The 2,485-nt window shown below is 69.6% G+C and carries 2 protein-coding genes and 1 pseudogene; 2 read left to right on the top strand and 1 reads right to left on the bottom strand.

Going from position 1 to position 2,485, the window contains the following annotated elements; translation table 11 throughout:
• Together ACFU8Q_RS40960 and tgmC are read left to right on the top strand one after the other, a co-directional pair.
• A partial coding sequence (locus ACFU8Q_RS40960; RefSeq protein WP_384465157.1) for an ATP-grasp ribosomal peptide maturase occupies positions 1-781 on the top strand: 781 nt, incomplete at its 5' end.
• Positions 778-1,992: pseudogene (gene tgmC / locus ACFU8Q_RS40955) on the top strand (ATP-grasp peptide maturase system methyltransferase). The gene ACFU8Q_RS40960 and the pseudogene tgmC, both read left to right, overlap by 4 nt.
• A 105-nt stretch (positions 1,993-2,097) precedes the next feature.
• On the opposite strand, the gene ACFU8Q_RS40950 reads toward tgmC, so the two are convergent.
• On the bottom strand, positions 2,098-2,485 hold a 388-nt coding region (locus ACFU8Q_RS40950; protein ID WP_384465154.1), incomplete at its 5' end, for a hypothetical protein.

Here is a 2,485-nt window from a genome sequence, read left to right as displayed (position 1 = left end):
GCTTCGCACTCCGTCGCGGATCGTCGACCTGGCCAGTGTTCGGTCGGTGTACTGGCGCCGCCCGGTGTGGCCCGCCTTCCCGCACCTCGGTCCGGATGACGCGCGGTTCGCGGCGGCCCAGGTCCGCTATGGGCTCGGCGGCACTCTGTATGCCCTGGACGGGCCGTTGTGGGTCAACCATCCGCTGCGCAACGCTGCCGCCGACTACAAGCCTGCCCAGCTCGCCGTCGCCCACCGCCTCGGGCTGAACATACCTCCGACGCTGGTCACCAATGACCCGGACGAGGCGCGGTCCTTCATCGGCGGCCACGATCGGGTGATCTTCAAAACGCTCCGGTGGACGCCGTACCAGCGCAACGGCGTTCCTGTGACCGGGTGGGCCGATCCGGTCACAGCGTCGGAGATCGACGAGAGCCTGGCCCTGGTGCCGCACCTCTTCCAGGCCGTGGTGGACAAGGTGGCCGACCTCCGCGTGCTGGTCGTGGGCCGCGAGGTGTTCGCGGTACGGATCGGCTCCGGGATGCTGGACTGGCGCAAGGACTACTCTGCGCTGTCCTACCGCGCAGTGGACCTGCCCGACCGCGTGGAGAAGGAGCTCCTCGCGTACCTCGATCGCTTCGGACTGGCCTCTGGGAGCTTCGACATCACCGTGGACAAGGCAGGCGACCTCTGGTGGCTGGAGCTGAACCCGAACGGGCAGTGGGGGTGGCTGGAGGAATCCACCGGCCTCGCCATGTCCGCCGCATTCGCAGGACTGCTGCCCCAAGGAGTTTCGCCATGACCGACACTGCCGATGAGCGGCGCGCCCTCGCCGGCCGTCTGACGAAGGCGGGCGTCCTCAGCAGCCCCCGCTGGCGGGCGGCGGTGGAAGCCGTTCCCCGCGAGCTGTTCCTGAACCCCGGTGTCTTCCTGCCCGCGAACAGTGGCCGGTGGCGGCCAGTGAGCGCGGTCGGTACCGACCCCGACACGTGGACGCGGATCGCCTACCGTGACGAGTCCCTGACCACACAGCTCGACGGACATCTCACCGCCGACCAGGTCAGCGGACCGGTGACCGGCTCCCCGACCTCCTCGTCCACCACCCCTTTCACCGTCGTGGACATGCTGGAGAAACTGGAGGTCGAGGAAGACCACCACGTCCTGGAGATCGGCACGGGAACCGGCTACTCCTCCGCCCTCATGTGCTTCCGCCTCGGCGAGGACAACGTCACCACCGTCGAGGTGGACCCGGACGTGTCGGCCCGCGCGGACAATGCCCTGGAGACCGCCGGCATACTCGACCTGGACCGTCACCGGCGACGGACTCCTCGGTCACCCCCGCCGCGCCCCGTACGACCGCGTCATCGCCACCTGCGCCGTGCGCCGCATCCCCTACACCTGGATCAGGCAGACCAAGCCGGGCGGCATCGTGCTGACCACGATCGGCGGCTCCTGGCTCTACGGCACCGGCCTGGCAAAGGTCACCGTCGCCGACGACGGCACCGCCGAGGGCAGGATCGTCGGCCGTAGCTCCTTTATGCAGGCCCGGTCCCAGGCTGAGGTGCCGATCGCCGGTGACCTGTCGGCCCGCACCGCCTACGCCGACAGCGAGCGAGAGACCAAGGTGTCCCCGCTGCTGTTGGAGGACTGGATGCCGGCCTTCCTCGCGCAGCTCGCCGCCCCGGGGGCTCGGTTCATCCGCGCCACATCGCTGGAGGGCAGCCGGCTGCTGTACCTCTTCGCCCCGGACCGCGAGTCCTTCGCCTCGTTCACGGAGAACGACGGCACCTGGACGGTCCGCCAGGGCGGCCCCGCAATGCTGTGGGACGCTATCGAGCGGGCCCTCGCCGCCTGGCAGGACGCGGACCGCCCGGACATCACCGCGGTGCGGCTCCGCATCACGCCGGGGGCGCCCACACCTACTGGATCGACGGCCACCCCGCGCTCCGCTGGCAGCACGACCTCATCTGCCCGACGGGCGCCCACCTCAACCCCGACGCACGCTACGCCTGAACTGATTCGAGAGGTCTCCGGAGTTGAAGCCGGTGCGCCATACGTCGCCCGGTGCGGCAAGATCTCTTCGGCGGCCGCTGCGGCGGCCAGGGGCACGCGCCACCCTCACGCCGGGTCCTTCGGCAAGGCAGGGCACTGCTCAAGTCGGGTGCGGTGTATCGACGTTGAGGCGTTCAGGGGGTCGGGGATCTCGTACTCGTAGCAAACCGATTCCGGGCTGTAGCCGACGACGATGCGGATGGCGGAGGGTTCACGCTCGACGCTCCACTGCCCGCCGGCTGCGTACGCGATCTCGGGATCGGTGAGGGTTCCGTCCCGCACGGCCTTTCTCAGTCGGTATTCGGTCAGACCGGCCTTCTTGGCGAGTCGCTCTTCGGGAGGACTGTCCGGCTTGTCGAAGAAGCCGGAGACGGCGAGGGCCGCAGCTGCGCAGAGGGCGATGACGGCGAGGACCGCGGCGGATATGGCCAGGGCCGCGCACCCGGTCCTGGAG

The organism is Streptomyces sp. NPDC057543 (assembly GCF_042801895.1).
Taxonomy (GTDB): Bacteria; Actinomycetota; Actinomycetes; order Streptomycetales; family Streptomycetaceae; genus Streptomyces.
The sequence above is the reverse complement of the archived record's forward strand: the minus strand, read 5'-3'. Positions and strand labels throughout refer to the sequence as shown.